We start from the raw sequence: 7533 nt of genomic DNA on the forward strand, positions 1-7533 counted from the left end.
TAAAATAAAAAAAGGATATTTAAGATGGGTGCAGAACAATATAAATATGAAGTGTTCAAATGCTATTAAAAATTTTGCCATATAAAGAACAAGAGGACCTGTTACCAGAACATTAGGAGATTGAGCATATATTCCCAAGAAAATGGCAGACAAACTATTTTCCTGACATGCCGGAAGACACTATAAAAGAGAAGATAGAGCATATTGGAAATAAGCTTCCATTTGAAAAGAAGTTGAATATTGTAGCTGGAAATGGTTATTTTGGCAAAAAGAAGAAAGAATATGCTGCATCGAAAATAGCAATTACAAAAGAAATGGGAACAAATGCAGGTACAGATTGGAATTTAGATTCTATTCTTAAGAGGGATATTCGTATTTCAGATTCTGTTTTAGATATACTAAAGGGATGGAATAATGCATATCTTAATATTCCGGTATCAGTTTCTGATGAAGACCAGCCATCTGATGAGGACCTAGCTCGTATTAAAGAGTTTAAGAAAAGAGGATGGATATAAAAAATTAGAAAACAACTATCAAGCACCCTGCCAAGAGCTAATCTGACAAGGTGCTTTTTTTAAAAATGAAAGCGTTTTCTGGATTTCCTTTTTATTGAAGATTTAGTTGATTCGTGGTACCATTATAATAGTGTTTTGTACGCACTTTTTTGCATAAAGTCATAATCAATCATAACAATAGGAGTAATTGGGGACGGTGGTTATAACGAGAAAGTATAAAGACTTCAAAGACTATATGGAGAATAATTACTATGATGCCATAGCTAGTAGACTTGGTGCATATATTGTTGCAAATAAGGATTCATTTGAAAACGATGAGTTTCATAAAATTACTTGGATTGAACAAGATGAAATAATATATAAGGTATGTGGTGTTACCTTCAAGAGCCTGGGTGATAATAAAATCGAAATAAGAACTTCGGTTGAAGCCCAGGTTCCTTTTGACGGATTAACTAAGTACGGTGCGGATTCTGATGGTGATACCAGACTATATAATGTCTTTTTTACAGCTTATCTAGATAATGGTCTTCAGGATGTGAAGATTACTGATATAACCGAATATAGCAAAGCAACTTTTGATAAGGACAAAAGCATGAGTCAAAGTTGGCTTTCATATCTGCGTGAAGAAAAAATGGATGACCATGCTGAGGATTTCCTTAGGAGGAACTATCCTAAGGCGTTACTCCAGCCTATGCCTATAGACCCTATAGAAGTTGCTAATGCAATGGGGCTTACGATGTATTATGCTCCACTAGGTGACCATATCTTTGGAAAGACTTACTTCGGTGAAGAAAAGGTTACTATATTTGAGGATAATGATGTAATAGAAAAAAATGAAATAGAAATAATCACAACTCCGGGAACAATACTTATTAACCCGGATGTTTATTTCATGCGTAATATTGGTACGGCTAATAATACGATAATTCATGAATGCGTTCACTGGGATAGGCATAGAAAGGCATTTGAATTATTGAGTCTCATGGAAGGAACGGCTAAGCATATTTCATGTGAGATTGTTGAGGGCGAGTATAACGGAATTGCTCCAAGTGAATCTGCTCTTAAGTGGATGGAGTGGCAGGCAAACCAACTAGCACCACGTATCCTTATGCCGAAGCAAACTACTATAAAAATGTATGGACAGTTTCTCAAGGATGAATTCCTATTATACCCTCAGAGAAGATATGCTGAAACACTTCAAATAGTAGTAGGGAAATTAGCTGATTACTTTGCAGTATCTCATCTTGCAGCAAAGCTTAGATTGATTGAACTAGGATATGAAGAGGCAGAAGGTACCTTTGTTTTTTGTGAGAGCAGGGGGCTACCTCCGTATGCTTTTAGAAAAGGTATTATAGATAAGAATCATAGTTTTGTAATTGGTGAGAACAATCTTATTCGTAGTATCTTGATGAACCCTAAATTGACGGAACTATATGCTAAGGGTATTCTTGTTTACGCAAATGGGATGCTTTGCTTCAACGATCCGAAGTATGTGATACTTAATGAAAATGGTCGATATATACTTACGGATTATGCTTTAGAGCATGTAGACGAGTGCTGCTTCCTATTTGAAAGAAAATACAGTGCAAGTGAAATCTACCTAGATACATATTACAGAAGGTGTTTTTTCTTTGCAGGGAGATTGATGCTAGTGAATTTGTACCTGCCCAGTATGATCCTAACCATGAAATAAATCAAACTAAAGAGCAGATGCAAGATGAAATAGATATGATTGCATCAAATCTAAGCAAAGAAATACTAAGGATGCATAATGAAATGAAAGGTGGTTTTTCAGGTGCATTGAATTATTTCATGGATACGAAAGATATAACTGCTGAGGAGCTACAAGGAAGAAGTGGTGTAAGTATCAGTGGCTATAGAAATAGTATTGAACCTAATATCGAGAAAGGAACGGCACTAGCTTTATGTAAGGGGCTGTATTTACTACCATACCAGGCAGAACTATTCCTTGATAGAGCCGGATGTTCTATAGCGGTACCATCTCCATCTAATATATATGTTAGGGAGCTTATTACTGCACATATGGATGATACTTGGCAACAGTGGGCTGTAAAGCTTAATATGTTTGGAATGGCTAAAGACTGGTTACCAAAAAGAAATCCTATTGTCAAGAAGGTATTAGAGGCTGATGAGATGGGAAAGATAGAAAATATCAAAAGTATGAAGCGGAGAATGGAATAACAGATATCGAGATGACGGATCATAAAAACTTTTATGTAATCATTGAAGCTAAAAGAGGATGGATACTTCCGGGGGAGGAACAGTTAAATAGGTATTCGCTGAGAGAAAGCATCACTAAGGCAGAGGTTAAGCATAAGGCAATTATATCAATGTCAGAGTGTAGTAATGGCTATGCAAGTATTAATCTTCGACCAACTATAGCGAATGGAATTCCTATAAAGCATCTTTCTTGGAGAAAGATATATGATTTGGCAAATAAGTCGAAAGAGCAATCGAATAATGCACAGAAACGATTGTTGGAAGAACTGTTAATATACTTAGGAGGTGTAATGACTATGCAAACCAAAGATTCAAATTGGGTTTATGTTGTTTCACTTGGAAGTGGAAACCCGGAAGGTTGTAGCATATCTTGGATAGATATTGTTAATAAATGTGGTAGGTATTTTCATCCGGTTGGAGGAAAGGGATGGCCTAAGGAACCACCAAACTATATAGCATTCAGATATGATGGTAAGTTGCAGTCGATTCATCATATTGAGGATTATGTCGTTTCAAAGAATATGCATGATGAGATTAAAGAAATGCCAGACGAAGAATGGGATAACCACTTTGTGTATAAGCTTGGTCCTGCTATCAAACCACCGAAAGAAGTAAAGACAGGAAATATTTATCCTAGTGGTAGAGTATGGGCTATGATAGATACATTATTTACATCTGAAACTATCTCAGATGCTAGGGATATATCTAAAGAAAGAAAAGAATTAAAAAAACAGCATTAAGTCGGACTTAATGTTCATAGAACGCTAAGATATAAGGCTTTTGTGATTGTCTGTATTAACAGACGACCACAGAGGTCTTTTTTTATGCCTAAATTTTGAAGTTTGGCTTAATGGGGTTATGCATCAAATTGTGTCATAGTTAGATTATCACAAAAAAATATTACAAGCCAAATGGCGGCCGACATTGGGCGAGGATACATAGTTAAAAGATTTATCTACGAACAGGTAGAAGTCTAGAAAACTATGAAATCTCGTCTTGTTGTCGTGCAAGTCTATAGATTGTCCTCGCCCAGAATGGCGGAAAGGACAATCTATGACAAAGAACGATGTATTAGTAGTAGAGACTGTAAACCCTGCAAAGCTTAATTACAAGAACCCTATATTTGAAAGGTTAGAAGAGGACGTAAACAACCCATGGGTGCTTGAAGAACAGATTAAATTTTATAAGAGATGTAATATACCAATTGCTCACTTTGCACTTCCAGGACAGAAAACGAAACATTACTATGCAGTATTTGAGGGCTCCTCAAAGAGTTATGCTGATAGCATAAATAAGATGAACAACCGAGAGAATAAGAAGAAAGAGCGTAGAGAAACGGTTATTAATGAGCACGAGACAGATTCTTATGATGTGATGTTGGAGAATGGGTACGATGTTCCTAGAGAAGATGATAGCCCGGATGAGATTGTAGCCATGAAGATTTTGATGGATGCGTTAAATAAGGAATATCAGGAGTTGTCTGATGAGAAAAAGCGTATATGCGATACCATCAAAGAAGGTATGACCCAAAGGGAGGCAGCTAAGGAACTATGTATGGCTCGTAGAACTTATAGGGATCATAAAGATACATTAATGAATGAGCTTGCTAAGAAATTAAATTAATATGGATAAGGCTCCAATAGGGGCCTTATTTGCTTTTTGGGGCTTTTACAGAAAATGTCACGAAAAAATAAATTTGAAAAAAATTACAATAAGAAAAATGTCTATATAAGGGCGTTTGAGATAATGCAAAAAATGTCAAAAAAAAAGCATTCGAAAATTCACTAAAAAGAACCTTTATTGGTACGATATTATCCTTGTAAAAATCCATTTTATGTTAAGTAATATTTCGCTAAAAATGGATCGTTTCTTCCGTTTATCTCGTCTAATAAGTGGAAGGAATTGTAAATACTTGTAAAACGTGTATTGCGTGACAGGTATAAAAAGTGTGAGTGACGCCAAAATACTACATGAAATGAAGAAAAAAAGAATAAAAACAAGAAGCGTAATGCAAAGCTAGACGAATTTTTTTATAAAAAAATTTGCATTAAGCAAAGAGGAGAGTACGACTTATAAGATAAGGGAATCTAATGAAAAAGGAGAATGATAAGATTATGAAGCTAAACAAAATTTGCAAAAAAGTTATGGCTTACACATTGACAACAGCTATGGCTTTAGGTTTTTTTGCAGTGTCAGATATTAATTTGACAACAGCATGGGCTAGTGCATCAGACTGGGATAATAGTGGTGCTGCTGTTACAGCTGAAGGTAGTACAATTACTGTAAATGATAACTATGTTATGGTAGAAGGTAATAATGCAACAGATGCTGAAACTATATCTATAACTGCAGGAAAAACACTAACAGTAAAACAGGGTGTTACCTTAACAGGACCATTAACACTAGCAATTGGAACAGCAAATGCAGCTAATTTGCAATATAACAATGATACAATTAAAGCAACCACTATAAGTGGAACAGGTAAAATTAAGGGTGCTAAGATTGATAAAGTTACTACATTAACTATCAAAGAAGCTACACTTGAGGGTGTAACTATTTTAGATGATGCAGCGATAGGTAATAGTACTACAGATGGTACAACTACTATATTAAAAGATTGTAAAGTTAATAATGAAAAAATATTAACTATTGCTAATGATGCAGATAATGTATTAAAGTTAGATGGAACTTTAACTGGTGATGGTGCTACAGGTGCTACTATAGCAGGTGGTAACGCCGGTCCTAAGTTATCAGGTTCAGCTGTTGTATCAGGAAAAGTTAAATTAACTGCTAATATTAATGCTTCAGCTCTTACATTAAGTGGAACTGTGACATGTGATAATACTGCATTAGTTTTGACAGGTGTTATGACAGCTAAAGATTTAACAATGTTAGGCGGAGTTTACACAGGTAGTAATGCGACAGTTACTGTTAAAGCCGCAGGTGATAAGAATGATGAAAAGAAATTCACTGTTCCTGTAAAAGAAACAGTAGAATATGGCGTGGCAACAACATCTAATTATGATGCTAGTACAACTATACCTTTGTCAACAGCTAATTATGCAGTTGATCTTTCAAACGTTTCGGGTATAGATAGTGGTATTATAGAGGCATTAAAAAGTAAAGTAGATAATCTTTTAAAAGAAGAAAATGCTGGTACAGCAGGTGATAAGTGTAGTGTTGGTAGAACAGGAACGACAACATTTAAGCCAGGTGACTATACTGGAGCTGATAATTTAAATGTTTCTTGGACTGTTGCTAAGAAAGATTTAAGTAATGCTCAAATAAATGGTTTGAGTAAATTAGGATTAACAAGCGCAATTACTGCTGCTAGTGACGTAGCAAGTGCTTGCCCATCAATTATTCCAGATGGTTTTGTATCTATAGAACTTAAAGCAAAACAAGCTAGTATAACACCAGGTACTACAACATTGTTTAATGCTACGGATTTTAGTAATAATGTATATAATGCAAGTGGTCCAACATTAAATTGTACTTTAGTATATAAAGATATAAATGGAAGATTAATTCAAGAAAGTTTAACAACAGCCAATTATGAATTACTTCCTACAACTCCTGTTACTACAGCAGGTGAGCATACATTAAAAGTTACTGCTACAAGTAACAATGCTAATTTTAAAGGCTCTTTTACAATTCCTTATACAATTGTAGATTATATTGCAACAAACAGTCCAAATTATGACGGAACTGCTAAAACTCCTACATTGAGTGCTTCAGTTGATTCAACAGGTGGTTATTCAAAAGATGGTACAACTTGGACAGATACTGCGCCTTCTTATGTTGAAGCAGGAGATTATTCTTTTAAGATAAAAGAAAATGGAGAAGTAAAGACTGCAATGTTTACAATTAAACCTGCAGAAGTAGCAGCTACATGGAATCCATCAAGTGGAACATATACATATGATGGAGCTGTTCGTGCACCAAAAGTAACTTCAGTTGCTAATAGTGGCATACCTGGTAACATATTAGCAGCTTTTGACACAAACGATATTACTTACGATTATTATAAATTAGGTGCAAATGATACAAAGAAGAAAGTTGATAAATGTGTAGATGCTGGAGAATATGAAGTAAAAGCTACACTTGGAACTAAAAATAAAAACTTTAAATTAAGTGCTGCAACAGTTGAAAAAGAATTTACAATAACAAAGAAGACAGCAACTATAATTAATGGTGATAATGTTGTAGCTTTTTATGATGGTAAATCACATAGTATAGAGCCTCTTAAAATTGAAGCTCCTGATAATAGTTATGTTGTTAAATATGGTTTAGAGCAAGGAGAAGAAACATCTCTTACAGCTCCAACATTTAAAGAAGAAGGAACACATAAGATTTACTATAAAGTAGAAAAAGATGCAGATTATGAAGCAAATGATAGTGAAGTAATAAATATTGATTTAGATGGTACTTTACCATCAGGATATATTACATTAACTATTAAGCCAGCTCTTACAATTGAGCTGGTATAATAAAGTTGTAACACCTTGGCATAGAATTCTGATATAATCATAATAATTCAATCAAGGAGTAACAAATATGGCTAACTATAATAAATATGATCCTGAATTAAAGGAAAAAGTTTTACACCTCTATCTGGAAGAGGGTCGTACAAAAAAAAGCCTTACAGAAGAATACCATCTTGGACAAGGCACAATCACTTACTGGATACAACAGCGACGTAAAGAATGCCAAACAAATACAACCGTAAAGGAACAGACAGACGCTTATGAAGAAAATAAAAGGCTTCGTCGTGAAC

At 34.7% G+C, this 7533-nt stretch carries 7 protein-coding genes; all 7 read left to right on the forward strand.

What is annotated here, in order from left to right; genetic code table 11:
• Positions 1-128: 128 nt before the first annotated feature.
• Entirely contained in the window at positions 129-515 is a 387-nt protein-coding gene (locus BMY85_RS08305) for a GmrSD restriction endonuclease domain-containing protein (RefSeq protein ID WP_330387242.1), read from the forward strand.
• A 196-nt stretch (positions 516-711) separates the two neighbouring features.
• Positions 712-2208 carry an ImmA/IrrE family metallo-endopeptidase gene (locus tag BMY85_RS08310; RefSeq protein ID WP_092477811.1) on the forward strand — a complete coding sequence of 499 codons (1497 nt, stop codon included), beginning with the start codon at positions 712-714 and terminating at the stop codon, positions 2206-2208.
• Between the two features lie 35 nt (positions 2209-2243).
• A complete protein-coding gene (locus tag BMY85_RS08315; protein WP_143066350.1) occupies positions 2244-2717 on the forward strand; it encodes a hypothetical protein in 474 nt (157 codons plus the stop codon).
• 11 nt (positions 2718-2728) lie between these two features.
• Positions 2729-3496, forward strand: coding sequence for a hypothetical protein (locus BMY85_RS08320; RefSeq protein ID WP_092477813.1), 768 nt, complete (start codon positions 2729-2731; stop codon positions 3494-3496).
• A 313-nt stretch (positions 3497-3809) separates the two neighbouring features.
• Positions 3810-4379: a hypothetical protein gene (locus tag BMY85_RS08325; protein ID WP_092477814.1), complete on the forward strand. Its 570-nt coding sequence runs from the start codon at positions 3810-3812 to the stop codon at positions 4377-4379.
• A 491-nt stretch (positions 4380-4870) separates the two neighbouring features.
• Positions 4871-7246: a hypothetical protein gene (locus BMY85_RS08330; protein ID WP_177180702.1), complete on the forward strand. Its 2376-nt coding sequence runs from the start codon at positions 4871-4873 to the stop codon at positions 7244-7246.
• 67 nt (positions 7247-7313) lie between these two features.
• Positions 7314-7533: transposase (locus tag BMY85_RS08335; protein WP_143066311.1), on the forward strand; the 220-nt coding region annotated here is incomplete at its 3' end.

The sequence above is a fragment of the [Clostridium] polysaccharolyticum genome (assembly GCF_900111595.1).
Classification (GTDB): Bacteria; Bacillota; Clostridia; order Lachnospirales; family Lachnospiraceae; genus Clostridium_AI; species Clostridium_AI polysaccharolyticum.

Bases quoted from the DNA above. Each gene is read 5' to 3' on its own strand.
- BMY85_RS08325 (WP_092477814.1), top strand. From the start codon at position 3,810: ATGACAAAGAACGATGTATTAGTAGTAGAGACTGTAAACCCTGCAAAG.
- BMY85_RS08320 (WP_092477813.1), top strand. From the start codon at position 2,729: ATGACGGATCATAAAAACTTTTATGTAATCATTGAAGCTAAAAGAGGA.
- BMY85_RS08330 (WP_177180702.1), top strand. From the start codon at position 4,871: ATGAAGCTAAACAAAATTTGCAAAAAAGTTATGGCTTACACATTGACA.
- BMY85_RS08315 (WP_143066350.1), top strand. From the start codon at position 2,244: ATGATTGCATCAAATCTAAGCAAAGAAATACTAAGGATGCATAATGAA.